The organism is Streptomyces sp. CB00455, from assembly GCF_001905445.1.
Lineage (GTDB): Bacteria > Actinomycetota > Actinomycetes > Streptomycetales > Streptomycetaceae > Streptomyces.
Map to the genome: position 1 here is coordinate 358985 of NZ_LIVQ01000001.1, position 14701 is coordinate 373685.

The window sequence follows — 14701 nt, forward strand, 5'->3', positions numbered from 1 at the left end:
CTTCGTATGGGAGGAGACGGGCATGGAGGGGCAGACAGCTCAGCGGGCCTCCGCGGACCCGGCGGGCCGCAGCGCCGCCGTACGCGTGGCGTCCGTGCCCGCCGGGCACGTGTACGTCCGGCACTGCTCGGCGCCCGGCGCCGACGACGGGATCGTCCGGCTCACCGACCCGCGCCCCCTCGGTGCGCCCAGCACCTCCCAGCGCTGGTGGCCCCCGGTCATGCTCGACCCCGACTGGGTGAACTCCCACCACCGGGACTTCGACGTCTTCCACCTGCACTTCGGCTTCGACGCCGAGCACCCGCGCCGGCTGGGCGCGCTGACGGCCGCGCTGCGACGCCACGGCAAACCGCTGGTCTACACCGTCCACGACCTGCGCAACCCGCACCAGCCCGACCCCGCCGTCCACGAGGCCGCGCTCGACGTGCTGGTCCCCGCCGCCGACGAGCTCATCACGCTCACCCCCGGCGCCGCCCGGCTCATCGCCGAACGCTGGAACCGCACGGCCACCGTGCTGCCCCACCCCCACGTCGTGGAACTGTCCGGACTCGAACGGCCCCGCCCCGGCCGCGGCCGCTTCACGGTGGGCGTGCACGCCAAGAGCCTGCGGCCGAACATGGCCGTCCTGCCGGTCGTGGGCGTGCTGGCCGAGACCGTCGCCGACCTGCCGGATGCCGAACTGCTCGTCAACGTGCACCGCGAGGTCTTCGACCCCCGGGCTTCCGCGTACGCGCCCGAGCTGGTGGCCGCTCTGGAGGAACTGGCCTCCCGGGGCCGGCTGCGCCTGTCGGTCCACGACTACTTCAACGACGGCGCGTTGTGGGACTACCTGGCCGGCCTGGACCTCTCGGTGCTGCCCTACACCTTCGGTACGCACTCCGGGTGGCTGGAGGCCTGCCACGACCTCGGCACCGCGGTCGCGGCCCCCAGCTGCGGTTTCTACGCCGAGCAGCGGCCGTGCCTGACCTATGGGCACACGCAGGAGGCCGGGCTGGACGAAGACTCGCTGCGCGCCGCGGTGCTCACCGCCCACCGGGAGCGGCCCGCCCCTCGTGCGACGGCGCGGGCCCGCACCTCGGAACGCAGGGCGGTGGCCGCGGCGCACCGCAGGCTCTACACCGGCCTGTTGCGGTGATGAGGCCGCTGCGGGTCGCGCTGCTCGCTTCCAGCCGCTTTCCGATCCGGGAGCCGTTCGCGGGCGGGCTCGAAGCGCACACCTGGGCGCTCACGCACGCCCTGCGACGGCGCGGGTACGAGGTCGAACTGTTCGCGGCGCCCGGCTCCGACCCCGCCCTCGGAGCCCGTGAGCTGCCGGTGAGCCGCCCGAACCTGAGCAGCGCGGCCCGCTCGGACGTCAGCATGCCCGATGCGCGCTGGATGGACGAGCACCACGCCTACCTGCGGCTGATGCTGGATCTGGCCCGTGACGGCGAGCACCGCTTCGACGTGGTGCACAACAACAGCCTCCACTACCTGCCGGTGGCCATGGCCTCCGCCGTGCGCGTGCCGGTCGTGACCACGCTGCACACGCCGCCCACGCCCTGGCTCGAATCGGCCATCCAGGCGCAGGACTCCTGCCCCGTCACCTTCACGGCCGTCAGCCGGTTCACGGCTGCCGCCTGGCGGCCGACCGTGCCTGCCGCCCGGGTCGTGCGCAACGGCATCGACACCCGCCTGTGGCCCGTCGGGCCCGGCGGGGACACCCTCGTCTGGTCGGGCCGTCTCGTGCCGGAGAAGGGGCCTCACCTGGCGATCGCCGCGGCCCGGGCAGCGGGCGTCCCCCTCAGGCTGGCGGGCCCGATCGGGGACCGGGAGTACTTCGAGGACGAGGTCGTGCCCCTGCTGTGCGACGACGCCGTGTACGTCGGCCATCTCGGCCGGCGCGAACTCGCCGGGCTGCTCGGTGCGGCCGGGGCGGCACTGGTCACCCCGACCTGGGGGGAACCGTACGGCCTGGTCGTCGCCGAGGCCCTCGCCTGCGGCACCCCGGTCTGCGGTTTCGACCGCGGTGCGCTGGCGGAGATCGTCACCTCCGAGTGCGGGCTGCTCGCACCGGCCGGAGACGTGGGGGCGCTCGCCGAGCTCGTCCCCCTGGCCATGCGCCTTGACCGGCGGGCAGCCCGTGCCAGAGCGGAGACGTTCTGCTCCCTCGACGTCATGGCCGACGGTTACACCGCCCTCTACGAGGAGGTGGCCCGGTGATCGGCTACTACGTCCACCACCAGGGCAAGGGCCACCTGCACCGCGCGCGGTGCATCGCCGCCCACCTGACGACGCCCGTCACCGTCCTGTCCTCCCTCACGCGCCCCGACTCCTGGGACGGGCCGTGGATCGACCTGCCCCTGGACACGACGGCCCGGCCCACGGACGCCACCGCCGGGGGGCGCCTGCACTGGGCTCCGGTGCACCACGCGGGACTGCGCGACCGGATGGGACTGATCGCCGACTGGATCAGGCGCGAGGCCCCGGCGCTGTTCGTCAGCGACGTCTCCGTGGAAGCGGCGACCCTGGCCCGGCTGATGGGCACCCCCGTGGTGGTCGCCGCCATGCGGGGCGACCGGCGGGACGCGGCGCACCGCCTCGCCTACGACCTGGCGGACGCGCTGTTCGCCCCGTGGCCCCGCAGCGCACCCGAGCCGGGCTGGCCCGGGCACTGGCGGGACAAGGTCCACCACACCGGCGCGATCTCCCGCTACGACGCGAGGCAGCGGCCCGGGCGGCCCCCGGACGGGAGGGAAGTGGTGGTGATGCTCGGCGGCGGCGGCGCCGATGTGACCGGCCAGGACCTCGCCGATGCGGCGGCCGCGACGCCGGACTGGAAGTGGACCGTCCTCGGAGGGCCGGGCGCCGGGTGGACCGAGGATCCCTGGCCGGTGCTGTGCCGGGCGCGGGTGGTCGTCACCCATGCCGGGCAGAACGCGATCGCGGAATGTGCCGCCGCCCGGGTGCCGGCGGTCGTCATCCCGCAGAGCCGGCCCCACGGGGAGCAGCACGCCACGGCCCGCGCCCTGCGCGCGGCGGGGCTGGCCACGGTCTGCGACACCTGGCCGTCCGCCCGGGCCTGGCCCGGGGTGCTGGCGCGCGCCGCCGCCGTGGACGGGGAGCGCTGGGGCCTGTGGTCGAGCGGGGACGGAGCCTTGCGGGCAGCGCACCTGCTCACCGGTCTGGCGGCTCGCGGCACGGAACGGGAGGCGGCGTGCGGACCGCGGTGATCACGCTGGTCGCGGGCAGGCACGGCCATCTGCGCCTCCAGCAGGAGGCGCTGGCCGCCGGTAGCCGCCTGCCCGACCACTACGTCGTCGTGTCCATGGGAGACCCGGAGGTCCGGAAGGTGACCGCGGCCGGTGCACTGCCCTCCCGGGTCATCGACGTGCCCCTGCACGAGGGACGGCTGCCGCTGGCCGCAGCCCGCAATGCCGGAGCCCGCACGGCCGTCGCGGCCGGAGCCGAACTCCTCGTCTTCCTCGACGTGGACTGCGTACCCGCGGCGACGCTGGTGGACCGCTACGCCCGCGCGGCCCGGCCCGGCGCCCTGCTGTGCGGATCGGTGTCCTACCTGCCGCCCGCGCCGCCCGGCGGTTACCGCCTCGGCACCCTCGCAACCCTCGCCTCACCTCATCCGGCGCGGCCGGCGCCGGCCGACGGGCAGATCCTGCGGGGAGGCGACCACGACCTCTTCTGGTCCCTCTCCTTCGCCCTGGCCACGCCCACGTGGGAGCGCATCGGGGGCTTCTGCGAGCGGTACACCGGCTACGGCGGCGAGGACACCGATTTCGCCGCCACGGCCGCTGACCGCGGCGTGGACCTGTGGTGGGTCGGCGGGGCGCCCGCCTACCACCAGTACCACCCCGTGCAGGTGCCGCCGGTCGGGCACCTCGACGACATCCTGCGCAACGGGGCCCTCTACAAGCACCGTTGGGGCTCGTGGCCGATGACCGGGTGGCTCCGGGACTTCGCCCGCATGGGCCTCGTCACCTACGACGCGGCGGCCGACCACTGGCACAAGCCGGCCTGACCGGGCCCATCAGTACGCGGTCAACAGCACCGAGACCCGGGGCGGTGTCACCCTGACCGTCGACCGCGACGCCTGGGACGCCCCGGTGGCGGTCATCGCCAGGTAGGTCCGTGCGCCGCCGGTCTCAGCCGACGCGCTGGGTCTCGGTTCGGGCCTGGGCCGGCACGGCGGGCAGCTCGACGGTGCAGGACGCGCAGCGGCGGGCCAGGGCGGGCACGGGGCTGAGGCATTCGGGGCAGTCACGCTTGGGTGCCTGGACGTCCTGGTGGGGGGCGAGCCGCTCGTGGAGCTTGTTGATGGGCAGGACCACCAGGAAGTACAGGGCGCCTGCGAGGAGCAGGAAGCTGATCGCCGCGTTGACGAAGGCCCCGTACGGGAACTGCGTGCCCCCGATCGTGAAGGTCTTGCGGCTCACGTCGCCGGTCACTCCGGTGGCGAGCCCGACCAGCGGGGTCAGGAACGCACCGACGAAGCCGTTGACCACGGCGGTGAACGCCGCTCCGATGACGATGCCGACCGCCAGGTCGACGACGTTGCCGCGCAGAATGAAGCTGCGGAAGCCTTTCACGGGTGTCCTTCCTGGGCGGGCCACGCGGTGGGGCGTGGACGGGGGACGGCCCGGGGCGGCCGTCCCTTCCCACTCGGGTGCCCGGCGTCCGGCCGTCGATGCGGCCTGACGGCGGGCGGGTGCGCGACGCGGTCACGGGGACGAGCAGCGTCGATGCGCGCCCGGCGGATCCCGACCATGCTGGGGGGAGGAAGGTACAGCGGTCCGACCGGGAGGTGAGCGCGTCATGCCGGTACTCGTCGGCACTTCCGGCTGGCAGTACCGCGACTGGGCCGGGATCCTCTATCCGCAGGGCCGGCCGCAGCGGCTCTGGCTGGAGGAGTACGCGCAGCACTTCCCCACGGTCGAGAGCAACAACGCCTTCTACCGCCTGCCCACCCCGGAGACCTTCGCCGCGTGGCGCGCGCGCACTCCGCCCGGCTTCGTGATGGCGGTGAAGGCGAGCCGCTTCCTGACCCACATCAAGCGCCTGCGGGACCCGCAGGAGCCGGTGCACCGGCTGATGGAACACGCCGGCGCACTGGGCGACCGGCTGGGACCGGTACTGCTCCAGCTGCCGCCGACCCTGAAGGCGGATGCGCGGAGCTTGGACGCCTGCCTCGCCTGCTTCCCCTGCGGTACGCGCGTGGCCGTCGAACCGCGGCACGAGTCGTGGTGGATCCCCGAGGTGCGCGAGGTGCTGGCCGCGCGCGGGGCCGCCCTGTGCTGGGCCGACCGGGGTTCGCGGCCCGTGACTCCGCTGTGGCGGACGACCGACTGGGGATACGTCCGCTTCCACGAGGGGCGGGCCCGGCCCGCGCCCCGGTACGGCCGGACGGCCCTGGCGTCCTGGGTCCGGCGCATCACCGAGGCGTGGCCGCCGGCCGGCTGCGACGTCTACGCCTACTTCAACAACGATCACGGCGGGGCCGCCGTCGTCGACGCCCGGACGTTCCGACGTCTCCTCGGGGACGACGCCGGCGCCGCTCCCCCGGACGGCCGGGACCGCCCGCTCCCGTAGGCCCACCGGCCCGCATGTCCGTAGGGGGCGCCCCCTACGGCTTCACGGCCGGGCGGCGCAGGACACGCATGCTGCGGGCCGCCAGCACCGTCGCCGCCGTCGCCTTGAGCTCGCTCTCGTCGTCCGCGTCGTCACCTTCCGGGGAGGTGTCCAGGGCCACCGTCCAGCGCTCACCGTAGGCGGCGGGCGGCAGACGGAAGACGGTGTCCTCGTCGGCGGCGTTGTACATCAGCAGCAGGGAGTCCGGGCGCGCGTCCCGGGCGGTGCCGTCGGTGTCCCGGTCCCCGCACAGGTAGACGGTGATGCTGCGGGCGTCGGGGCGGTCCCAGTCCTCCTGCGTCATGCAGTCGCCGTCGGGCCGCAGCCACACGATGTCGGCCTCGGGTGCGGCCGCGTCCGTGGGCGCTCCCTGCGGGAAGCGGCGCCGGCGCAGCACGGGCTGGTCTCGGCGCAGGGCGAGGGCCCGCCGGGCGAAGGCCAGGAGCTCGGTGCCGGCGGGGTCGAGGTCCCAGTCGATCCAGGAGAGTTCGTTGTCCTGGCAGTACACGTTGTTGTTGCCCTGCTGCGTGCGGCCCAGCTCGTCGCCGTGGGAGATCATCGGCACCCCCAGCGAGAGGCACAGGGTGGCCAGCATGTTGCGCTGCTGGCGGGCGCGCAGGGCCAGGACGCCCTGGTCGTCGGTGGGGCCTTCCGCGCCGCAGTTCCAGGAGCGGTTGTCGCTCTCGCCGTCGCGTCCGCCCTCGCCGTTGGCCTCGTTGCGGCGGTCGTTGTACGAGACCAGGTCCCGCAGGGTGAAGCCGTCGTGCGCGGTGATGAAGTTGATGCCCGCGCGGGGGCGGCGGCGGTCGGACTGGTAGAGGTCGGCGGATCCGGCGATCCGGGCCGCGAACTCGGGTAGGGAGGAGGGGTCGCCGCGCCAGAAGGACCGCACGGCGTCCCGGTAGCGGCCGTTCCACTCGCTCCACAGGGCGGGGAAGTTGCCCACCTGGTAGCCGCCTTCGCCGATGTCCCAGGGTTCCGCGATGAGCTTGACGCGGCTGATGACAGGATCCTGGTGGACGATGTCGAAGAAGGCGGACAGCTTGTCCACCTCGTGGAACTGGCGCGCGAGGGTGGCGGCGAGGTCGAACCGGAATCCGTCCACGTGCATCTCGGTGACCCAGTACCGCAGTGAGTCCATGATCAGCTGGAGGACGGCCGGATGCCGCATCAGCAGACTGTTGCCGGTTCCGGTGGTGTCGAAGTAGTGGGCCGGGCTGTCGTCGGCCAGGCGGTAGTAGGAGGGGTTGTCGATGCCCCGGAAGGACAGGGTGGGGCCCTTGTCGTTGCCCTCGGCCGTGTGGTTGTAGACGACGTCGAGGATGACCTCGATGCCCGCCCGGTGCAGGGCCTTGACCATGGCCTTGAACTCGGTGACCTGGCCGCCGGGGCTGCCCGTGGAGGCGTAGGCGTTGTGCGGGGCGAAGTAGCCGATGGTGTTGTAGCCCCAGTAGTTCGACAGGCCCTGGTCGGTGAGGAAGCCGTCCTGGGTGAACTGGTGCACCGGCATCAGCTCGATCGCCGTGACGCCCAGTTCCTTCAGGTGCTCCACGACGGCCGGGTGCGCGACCCCGGCGTAGGTGCCGCGCAGTTCCGCCGGCACATCGGGATGGCGGCTCGTCAGGCCCTTGACGTGGGCCTCGTAGATGACCGAGTCGTGGAAGGCGTGGCCGGGATGTGTGTCACCCTCCCAGTCGAACTCGCCGCCCGTGACGACGCCGAGCGGTACGTGGCCGAGGCTGTCGCGGCCGTCGGGGCGGTCCGGGTCCTCGGCGTCGTGCCCCGTCAGGGCGGGATCCCCGTCGATCTGGCCGTCGACGGCCCGCGCGTAGGGGTCGAGCAGGAGCTTGGCCGGGTTGCAGCGCAGCCCCTCCGCCGGGTTCCAGGGGCCGTGGACGCGGTAGCCGTAGCGCTGCCCGGGGCCGATGCCGGTGACGCGGCCGTGCCACACGCCGCCGTCCACCTCGGGCAGCGCGATCCGCTGCTCGGTACCGGCCTCGCCGATCAGGCAGAGCTCGACCTTCTCGGCGCAGTCGGAGAACAGGGCGAAGTTCGTGCCCGAACAACCGTCGTACGTCGCGCCGAGGGGATAGGGGCGTCCTGCGGAGATCTCCATGCAGGAAGGTAAGCACGGGAGGGGGCGCCCCGCCGGGTATCCGCACCCTCCCGTGCGCCGCCGCGCCGCTGCGTCGTGCGGCGCGCCGGGGCGTCGCGTCACCGCCCGCGGAGGCGACGTGCACCGCGGCACCAGGTGCGGCGGGCGCCGGGCGGGAACGGGGGCGCGAAAACGCCCCGGCGCCGGTCGCGCGCGCCCGCGCGCCCACGCGCCCGCCGTAGCGACCGGATCCGCCCCGCGCTGCCCAGTGGGCTGACGTGGGGGCCCTGTGAGTGCCACGATGGTCCGTGCTTCAACAGTGTGCCGGTCCGGACGCGATGAGAGCGGCGCCAGCGCGTCCCGGAGACCAGCCCCACCCCACGAAAGGGCGGACATCCCATGCGCGTCACACCACTCGTGTCGTCCTTAGGCCGCGACCGGGGCTCGACAGCGGACGATCCCGTGCGCCTCTACTACAGCCGCAAGACACAGGAGATCCTCCACAAGTACGGCCCGGGCCCGCGCGTGCACTTCCACGTGGGGCTGTATCCCGACGGCCCACCGCCTCCCACCACCGTCGCCCAGGGCGTGCTGCAGCAGCGGCTGCTGGACGCGCAGGAGCGGATAGTCGGGCACGCGGCCCGGTCGTGGGGCGCCTGCGAGGCGCCGCCCCGCCGGGTCCTGGACATCGGCTGCGGACTGGGCGGCACCTCGCTCTACTGGGCGCAGGAGCACGGGTCGTCGGTCACCGGCCTCACCGTCGCGGCGCAGCACCTGCCGATCGTCCGGCACTTCGCCCGCCAGGCAGGGGTCGGTGACCGGGTGGAACCCGTCCTGGCCGATGTGCACGACCTGGACGAGATCCGTGCCTACGACGCCGCCTACGCCAACGAGAGCAGCGGCTACACCGACCGAGCCCGCCTCTTCGAGGTCGTCGGCCGGGCGCTGGAGCCCGGCGGATGGTTCGGGATCCAGGAACACTTCCTGTGCCGCACCGAATGGTCCGACTTCATCGACGGCTACTACAGGACGCGGCTGGCCACCCGTGACGACTACCTCGTCGCGGCCGAGGCGGCCGGCTTCGAGCTGGTGCAGGACGAGGACGTGACCGGCTCGGTGGCGGAGTTCTGGGTGCAGTCCATGGCGTGGAACACCGCGGAGCTCGACCGGATCCGGGCGGGAGCCGGCGGTGAACCGGGTGCCTGGAGCGCCGAACGGCTGGAGCAGTCGACGATCGCGCACAGCACGTTCTTCCGGCTCTGGCGCGACCACGCGGTGGAGACGCGGCTGCTGCGCTTCCGGCTCCGGGGCGGCCGGTGACCGCGCACGCCGCCGCTTCCCTGGGGGGCGCGCGTCCCTCCCCGCCCGGCGTGCGTCCCTCCCCGCCCGGCCTGCGTCCCTCCCGGCTCGGTGCGCGGCTGCCCGCCTTCTACTGCCCCTTGGAGCGCGGCCTCGTCCATCCCGCGGCGAAGGAGGTGGAGGCCCGGGCGGTCGAGTGGCTGGACGGCTTCGGCCTGTACCCCGATCCGGTGGAGCGCGCGTGGGGTCTCGCCACCCGCAGCGCCGACTTCTCCTCCCGCATCATCCCGAGCGGGAACGCGGAGGCCCTGCTGCTGTTCACCCAGTGGAACTACTGGGCCAACGCCGTCGACGACTGGCAGGATTCCGGCTCCGACGAGGTGGGGACCGATGCCGTCGTCGAGCACGGCGTACGGCTCCTGCGGACCATCGAGGACCCGGGGGTGTCCGTCCTGCCCGACGGTCCCATGACGCGCGCGCTGGTGGACCTGGTGCACCGCACCCATGCCGCGCTCGGCCCCTTCGAACTGCGCAGGTTCACCGAGGGGACACGGGACTGGCTGCTCGGGGCGGCATGGCGGGCCGCGCAGGCGGGGACGGGCACCATGCCCGCGCTGAACGACTTCGTCGCCATGGGACCGCTGGCGAACGGTACGCGCTTCTCGCTCACCTGGTCCGACGTCGTCCGCGGGAACCGGCTGCCGCCGGACGTGCTCTGCTCGCCGCCCCTGACGGCGCTGACGGATGCGGCCGGTTTCGTCGTCAGCGCGGACAACGACCTGTTCTCCTACGACAAGGACGACCACCTGGAGCCGCGCGAGGTGAACCTCGTCAATGTCCTCGCCGCACAGGAGGACTGCTCCCCCGCCGAGGCGGTGCCGCTCGCCGTGGGCCTGCGCGACCGGGTGATGGTCCTGTTCACCGCGCTGCGGACGAGGCTGGAGCAGGGCGCGGACGAGGAACTGCGCTGCCATCTCTCGGCGTTGGGGCACTACGTCGCCGGCTGCATCGCATGGCAGAGCCGGGCCCCCCGTTACGCCAGTCCGCGCAACCGGTTCGAACTCCCGCAAGCCCAGGCCCGGTTCGCCATCCGGTTCACCGACGTGCCCAGTGACACCCGGACCGGGCCGCCGGATCTGCCGGCCCTCGCCTCCTGGTGGCGCTGGGTGCGCAACTGACCGGCACGACATGCCTCCGAGGGCCCCTGGAACCGCCGTGCGGCCGGGGCCCTCGGAGCGGGAGGCCCGCGTCAGCGGCGGCCGAGCAGGCGGCGCCACCAGCTGACGCCGCGCCGGTGGCCGGCGACCGTGGGGGCCTGCGTCGGCTGCGGCGGGATCAGGGCGTGCCGCGGCGGGGCAGACGGCTGCACGGGGTGCCCGGCCGTCTCGGGCGGCTGGGGTGGTGCTTGTGGCACCGGTCGCGGAGCGAACCGTACCGGCAGCGACAGCAGGTGGCGCGACATGAGGGTGCCGCGCCACTGGAGTTCGCCCGCGTCGACCGCCAGCTGGAGGTCGGGCAGCCGGTCCAGCAGGACCTCGATCCCGGTGTCGGCGATCGCCCGGCCGACGTCCTGGCCGGGGCACTCGTGCGGTCCGCTGCCGAAGGCCAGGTGGGAGCGGTTGCCGAGGACGGAGGCGGCGGGATCGGGCCGGATCTGCGGATCGACGTTGCCCGCGGCCAGGCCGAGCAGGAGCATGTCGCCGGCCTTCACCTGCTGGTCGCCGAGCAGGGTGTCTCCGGTGGCCCACCGTCCGATGATCGTGTTGATGGGCGGGTCGTCCCACAGGACCTGCTCCAGGGCGTCGGGCAGGGTCATGTGGCCGCCGGAGAGGCTCGCGCGGAAGCGCGGGTCCGTCAGTACGGTCCGCAGTGTGTTGGCGATGAGGTTGGCAGTGGTCTCGTAGGCCGCGATCAGGACGACGCGCAGGTGCATCAGCACTTCGGTGTCGCTCAGGTTCGCGGGGTGTTCGAGCAGCCAGGAGGCCAGGTCACGAGCCGGCTGGGCCTTGCGCTCCACGACCAGCTGCTCCAGCGTCGTGGTGACGTAGCGGTCGCTCTGGAGGGCCGTCGCGGTTCCCTGGAGCATGTCGCGTGCCGCGTTGACCAGCATGGGTCCGTGTTCGTCGGGCGCTCCGACGAGCTGCGTCATGACCAGCATGGGGAGCTGGTCGGAGAAGGCGGCGACCAGATCGGCGTACCCGTCGGCCGCGATCCGGTCGACGAGCTGGTTGGCGAAGCGGGTCACGTAGCGGCGGATGCCGCGCTTGTCGAAGCGCTCCAGGGACTCCACCACGGCTCCGCGCAGCCGCTCGTGGACGGGCCCGTCGGTGAAGTTGCACACGGGCCCCCAGGTGACCATGGGGCCGAGCGGGGTGTCGGGCGGTACCCGGCCCTCCTTCATGTCGCGCCAGCCCCGGGGGTCGCGGGCGAAGCGCGACGGGGTGCGCGCCACCTCCAGGTTCTCCCGGTGGCCGAGGACCAGCCACGCCCGGAGGTCGCCGCTGACCAGCACGGGGGCAACCGGCCCGTGCTCGGCCCGCAGCTTCTCGTACAGCCCCAGGGGGTCGGTCTGCGCCTCCGGGCCGTGGAGGCGGTACAGGCCGCCCCAGGCTCCCGCCGTGTGGGCGGGGCACTCGGGCGGAGGGGTGGGGTGGGTGCTCACATTGCCTCCTGGGTCGCTGCCTGGGAGTGCAGGTAGCGCATGAGGGTCAGCAGGACATCGCGGGAGGAGTCCCGTCGTCTGGCGTCGCAGACGACGATCGGTACGGCGGGGGGCAGATCGAGCGCCTCGCGCAGGTCCTCCAGCGGGTGATCGGGGGCGCCGGGGAAAGAATTGACGGCGACGACGAAGGGGACGCCCCGCTCCTCCAGCCGTCCGATGACGTCGAAGCTGATCTCCAGCCGGCGGGTGTCGAGGAGGACGACCGCGCCGAGCGCGCCTTCGAAGAGCCCGCGCCAGAGGAACCAGAAGCGCTCCTGCCCGGGTGTCCCGAACAGGTACAGGACCAGTTCGTCGTTGACGCTGATGCGGCCGAAGTCCATGGCCACGGTCGTGGTGGTCTTGCGTGCCACGCCCCGGGTGTCGTCGACGCCTATGCCGGCCTGGGTCATCGTCTCCTCGGTGGTCAGCGGTTTGATCTCGCTGACCGCGCCCACCATCGTCGTCTTGCCCACGCCGAAGCCGCCGACGACGACGACCTTGACGGCGGCCGCCGCCGTCTGCGGCAGTATGTCCGCATCGCGCGGCCCGGCGGGCGCGTCAGAGTTTCTGAAGTCCATCGATCACTGCCTCGATCAGAGCAAGGTCGGGTAGCTGTGCGGCGGGAACGGGCGGGCGGACCTGCACGCGCCGAGCGGCCATCAGGTCACCGACCAGCACGGTGACGGCGCTCACGGGCAGACCGGCGTACGCGGCGATCTCGGCCACCGACAGCGGTGACTGGCACATCCGCAGGATGGCCGCCTGTTCGGGCTGCATCCCGGACCGGGCGGCCGCCTTGGCCACGACCAGGGTCACGAGATCCAGGTGGACGGCGGTGGAAGGCCCGCTGCGTCCGCCGGTGATGACGTAGAGCCGTTCCGGACTGCTGTCCTCCCAGCTTGCGGGCGGTTCACTCACGCGGGTTGCCCGTCATGTCGCGGTGGGCTGCTCAGGTGGTCCCCCATCCGGGACACCAGGTTGCGCATCTGTGCACCCATCAGGCCCGCGTCGACTCCCTCGTCGGCGAGGACCGCGAGGTAGGAGCCGTCGCCGGCGGCCATCAGGTAGAAGAAGCCGCCGTCCATCTCGATCACGACCAGGCGCATCCTGCCCTCGGAGCGGGGCAGTTCGGCGGCGACCGCTCCGGCGAGGCTCTGCAGGCCCGCGCAGGCCGCCGCCAGGCGGTCGGCGGTGTCGGTCTCGGCCCCGTACTGCGCCACGCAGAGGCCGTCCGCGGACAGTACGATCACGTGCCGCGTCTGCGGCACTCCGGCGGCCAGGTCCTTGAGCATCCAGTCCATGCTGCTTCGCTGAGTCATCATCGTTTACGCCCCTTTGGTCGCTGAACCCGACGCGTCCTGGGCGTCCTGGGCGTCTTGGCCGGGTGCGCCGGACAGTCCGCTGTGGAACGCCTCCAGCCACATGCCGGGGCCGGGGTCCTGGGCCGAGTACGGCTGTACGGCCGGCCGGGCGTCGGAGGTGGTGGCACGGTCCTTGCGGCGGCGCTGCGGCAGCCCGTTCGCGCTGCGATCGGCGGCCGGCCCGCCGGTGACGGGCACCGGCCTGGGGGCGGGGGCCGCGACCGGCCGGGGCACGGGCACGCCGGCCCCCGAGCGGTCGCCGGGCTGCTCGCGCGGCGCCGGGGCCACGGCCCTGGGCCCCGAGGAGGAGCCGATGCCGTGGGCGAGGCCCGTCGCGGCGGACGCCATGGTGATCAGGTGCTGCGGCACGATGACGACCGCGCGGACACCGCCGTACGCGGAGGAGCGCAGGGAGACCTGGAACCCGTAGGCCTGCGCCAGCCGGCCGACGACCGCGAGACCGAGCCTCGGGGTCTCGCCCAGGTCGTTGAGGTCGATGCCGGACTGCGCCTGCGCCAGCATCCGCTCGGCCCGTCTGCGGGCCTCTTCGCTCATGCTCAGCCCGCCGTCCTCGATCTCCACGGCGATGCCCGACTGCACCTCGACGGCCGTGAGGTGGACCCGTGTGTGCGGCGGCGAGTACCGGGTGGCGTTGTCCAGCAGTTCCGCGAGGGTGTGGATCAGCGGTTCCACGATCGGGCCGACGACGGCGACCTCGGACACCGAGTGGAGCTCCACCCGCTGGTAGTCGATGATCCTCGACATGGCGCCGCGCAGCACGCTGTACAGGGTGACGGCGCGACTCCACTGCCGGCCGGGCCGCGCGCCGCCGAGGACCGAGATGGAGTCGGCGAGCCGGCCGATCAGGGCGGTGCCGTGGTCCAGGCGCAGGAGGTCGCCGAAGACGTCGGGGTTGTGGCCGTGCCGGTCCTCCATCTCGCGCATCTCGTGCGCCTGCTGGTGGACGATCGCCTGCACGCGGCGGGCGATGTTGACGAAGGCCCGCTGGGCCGAGTCGCGCAGGCTCTCCTCGTTGTCGACCGCGTCGATGACGTGGGCCAGCACGGCCTGGAGGGCGCCCCTGAAGCGCGGGGTCAGCGCACCGTCGTCGCCCCAGCGGGTGCCCTGTCCGCCGCGCCCGCCCAGTGAGGTGAGGACGTCTTCGGGCAGCTCACCCCTGCGCAGCCGCTCGATGGCCTCGGTGAGCACCACCTGGGACAGGCGCACCGCCTCGGTCTCCTGCCGGGCCAGGGTGTGCTTGAGCGCCGCCAGCTCGGCGAGCCGGGCGGTGAGGGCGCGGCCGCGCCGCACCGCTTCGACGAAGAGCACGGCGGTGCAGGCGGCCCCGACGGCGATCCAGGCGGTGCGGAACGGTTCCGAGGAGGACGCGAGCGCCCCGGCCACGCAGGCGGCGGCGACGGCCGCGGCGGCGGCCGGCATCCGGCTCGTCCCCACCCCCGGGCGAGCGGCTTCGGGTGGAATATCTTTTTGCTCCATCGGCGTCCTCGAACCATCGAAAGAAGAGATCTTCTGACCGGTGGGCGGGAGCTTAACTACGGCCAACTGCCCGCACGCGGGCTTTCGTCGGAGTTCATCGGACCGGAGGACCTGTTACGCGCCATT

14 protein-coding genes and 1 pseudogene are annotated in these 14701 nt (G+C 73.2%); 8 read left to right on the forward strand and 7 right to left on the reverse strand.

Annotated features, from left to right (window positions below):
* Positions 1–22 precede the first annotated feature (22 nt).
* From AMK16_RS01660 to AMK16_RS36920, 5 genes and pseudogenes are all read left to right on the forward strand, one after another.
* Positions 23–1135: a glycosyltransferase gene (locus AMK16_RS01660; RefSeq protein WP_073907550.1), complete on the forward strand. Its 1113-nt coding sequence runs from the start codon at positions 23–25 to the stop codon at positions 1133–1135.
* Positions 1135–2202, forward strand: coding sequence for a glycosyltransferase (locus AMK16_RS01665; RefSeq protein ID WP_073907553.1), 1068 nt, complete (start codon positions 1135–1137; stop codon positions 2200–2202). Before AMK16_RS01660 ends, AMK16_RS01665 begins: the two co-directional genes overlap by 1 nt.
* On the forward strand, positions 2199–3212 hold the full coding sequence (locus AMK16_RS01670; RefSeq protein WP_073907556.1) for a glycosyltransferase: 1014 nt from the start codon (positions 2199–2201) through the stop codon (positions 3210–3212). The genes AMK16_RS01665 and AMK16_RS01670 overlap by 4 nt, the downstream gene beginning before the upstream one ends.
* Positions 3197–4015 (forward strand): glycosyltransferase family 2 protein, encoded by an 819-nt coding sequence (locus AMK16_RS01675; protein ID WP_073907559.1) that lies wholly within the window; start codon positions 3197–3199, stop codon positions 4013–4015. Before AMK16_RS01670 ends, AMK16_RS01675 begins: the two co-directional genes overlap by 16 nt.
* A gap of 1 nt (position 4016) precedes the next feature.
* Positions 4017–4121: pseudogene (locus AMK16_RS36920) on the forward strand (glycoside hydrolase domain-containing protein); the annotation flags it as partial.
* 18 nt (positions 4122–4139) lie between these two features.
* Here the strand turns inward: AMK16_RS36920 and mscL are convergent.
* Positions 4140–4583, reverse strand: coding sequence for a large conductance mechanosensitive channel protein MscL (gene mscL / locus AMK16_RS01680; RefSeq protein WP_073907563.1), 444 nt, complete (start codon positions 4581–4583; stop codon positions 4140–4142).
* 226 nt (positions 4584–4809) lie between these two features.
* Between mscL and AMK16_RS01685 the strand changes: the two genes are divergently transcribed.
* Positions 4810–5583 (forward strand): DUF72 domain-containing protein, encoded by a 774-nt coding sequence (locus tag AMK16_RS01685; RefSeq protein ID WP_073907566.1) that lies wholly within the window; start codon positions 4810–4812, stop codon positions 5581–5583.
* Between the two features lie 34 nt (positions 5584–5617).
* On the opposite strand, the gene glgX is transcribed toward AMK16_RS01685, so the two are convergent.
* Positions 5618–7738 (reverse strand): glycogen debranching protein GlgX, encoded by a 2121-nt coding sequence (gene glgX, locus AMK16_RS01690; RefSeq protein ID WP_073907569.1) that lies wholly within the window; start codon positions 7736–7738, stop codon positions 5618–5620.
* Between the two features lie 441 nt (positions 7739–8179).
* Between glgX and AMK16_RS01695 the strand changes: the two genes are divergently transcribed.
* Together AMK16_RS01695 and AMK16_RS01700 are read left to right on the forward strand one after the other, a co-directional pair.
* The gene (locus AMK16_RS01695; protein ID WP_073907572.1) at positions 8180–9037 is read left to right on the forward strand and encodes an SAM-dependent methyltransferase; all 858 of its coding nucleotides are present in this window, start codon (positions 8180–8182) and stop codon (positions 9035–9037) included.
* Positions 9034–10194 carry a terpene synthase family protein gene (locus tag AMK16_RS01700; protein WP_242438516.1) on the forward strand — a complete coding sequence of 387 codons (1161 nt, stop codon included), beginning with the start codon at positions 9034–9036 and terminating at the stop codon, positions 10192–10194. Before AMK16_RS01695 ends, AMK16_RS01700 begins: the two co-directional genes overlap by 4 nt.
* Before the next feature lie 71 nt (positions 10195–10265).
* Here AMK16_RS01700 and AMK16_RS01705 read toward each other — a convergent pair whose 3' ends face one another.
* Genes AMK16_RS01705 through AMK16_RS01725 form a run of 5 tightly spaced genes read right to left on the reverse strand, consistent with a single transcriptional unit; the run spans position 10266 to position 14518 of the window.
* Entirely contained in the window at positions 10266–11678 is a 1413-nt protein-coding gene (locus AMK16_RS01705) for a cytochrome P450 (RefSeq protein WP_073907575.1), read from the reverse strand.
* A complete protein-coding gene (locus tag AMK16_RS01710) occupies positions 11675–12295 on the reverse strand; it encodes a GTP-binding protein (RefSeq protein ID WP_073907578.1) in 621 nt (206 codons plus the stop codon). The genes AMK16_RS01705 and AMK16_RS01710 overlap by 4 nt, the downstream gene beginning before the upstream one ends.
* A complete protein-coding gene (locus AMK16_RS01715) occupies positions 12276–12635 on the reverse strand; it encodes a DUF742 domain-containing protein (RefSeq protein WP_073907581.1) in 360 nt (119 codons plus the stop codon). The genes AMK16_RS01710 and AMK16_RS01715 overlap by 20 nt, the downstream gene beginning before the upstream one ends.
* Positions 12632–13039 (reverse strand): roadblock/LC7 domain-containing protein, encoded by a 408-nt coding sequence (locus tag AMK16_RS01720; RefSeq protein WP_073907584.1) that lies wholly within the window; start codon positions 13037–13039, stop codon positions 12632–12634. Before AMK16_RS01720 ends, AMK16_RS01715 begins: the two co-directional genes overlap by 4 nt.
* 3 nt (positions 13040–13042) lie before the next feature.
* Positions 13043–14518, reverse strand: a complete 1476-nt coding sequence (locus AMK16_RS01725; protein WP_242438517.1) for an ATP-binding protein — start codon at positions 14516–14518, stop codon at positions 13043–13045.
* Positions 14519–14701: the final 183 nt, after the last annotated feature.

What these genes read in the sequence shown, in the direction of transcription:
- AMK16_RS01660 (WP_073907550.1), top strand. Translation starts at nt 23, where the DNA reads ATGGAGGGGCAGACAGCTCAGCGGGCCTCCGCGGACCCGGCGGGCCGC.
- AMK16_RS01665 (WP_073907553.1), top strand. Translation starts at nt 1,135, where the DNA reads ATGAGGCCGCTGCGGGTCGCGCTGCTCGCTTCCAGCCGCTTTCCGATC.
- AMK16_RS01685 (WP_073907566.1), top strand. Translation starts at nt 4,810, where the DNA reads ATGCCGGTACTCGTCGGCACTTCCGGCTGGCAGTACCGCGACTGGGCC.
- glgX (WP_073907569.1), bottom strand. Translation starts at nt 7,738, where the DNA reads ATGGAGATCTCCGCAGGACGCCCCTATCCCCTCGGCGCGACGTACGAC.
- AMK16_RS01710 (WP_073907578.1), bottom strand. Translation starts at nt 12,295, where the DNA reads ATGGACTTCAGAAACTCTGACGCGCCCGCCGGGCCGCGCGATGCGGAC.
- AMK16_RS01720 (WP_073907584.1), bottom strand. Translation starts at nt 13,039, where the DNA reads ATGATGACTCAGCGAAGCAGCATGGACTGGATGCTCAAGGACCTGGCC.
- AMK16_RS01725 (WP_242438517.1), bottom strand. Translation starts at nt 14,518, where the DNA reads ATGCCGGCCGCCGCCGCGGCCGTCGCCGCCGCCTGCGTGGCCGGGGCG.